The 473-nt window shown below is 69.1% G+C and carries 1 protein-coding gene; it reads left to right on the top strand.

What is annotated here, in order from left to right:
* The coding region (locus AACY49_RS30715) for an asparagine synthase-related protein (RefSeq protein ID WP_339528054.1) at positions 1-473 on the top strand (473 nt) is incomplete at both ends.

Genomic DNA, 473 nt, shown 5'->3' with positions numbered 1-473 from the left:
CGGCGCCGCGAGCGCGTGGTCGCGGCGGACAATTTTTCGCTGCTCGATACGCTGGTCCATGCCTTTGCCGAACCCTTTGCCGATGCGTCAGCGCTGGCGACGTATCGGGTGTGCGAACTGGCGCGCGAGGATGTTACGGTGGCTTTGTCGGGGGATGGGGCGGACGAGGCCTTTGCCGGATACCGCCGCTACAAGTTTCAGGCGGCGGAGGAGCGCGTGCGCGCGATGGTGCCGGCGTCGATCCGCTCGAACCTGTTCGGCACACTGGGCCGCTGGTATCCCAAGGCCGATTGGGCACCGCGTCCGCTCCGCGCCAAGACGACGCTGCTGGCGCTCGCCGAGGATGGGGCGGAGGGCTATGCCCGTTCGGTCGGGGTGACCACGCCAGCCTTGCGGGCGGCGCTGTTCACCGATCACGCCCGCGCTGCGCTCGGCGGGCATCGCGCCGAGGATCGTTATGTCCGCTCGATGCG

This window comes from Pseudomonas sp. EL_65y_Pfl2_R96, from assembly GCF_963970905.1.
In the GTDB taxonomy this organism is placed as follows: domain Bacteria; phylum Pseudomonadota; class Gammaproteobacteria; order Pseudomonadales; family Pseudomonadaceae; genus Aquipseudomonas.
Note: the sequence above shows the minus strand (reverse complement) of the source record. Positions and strands in the feature narration are given on the sequence as shown.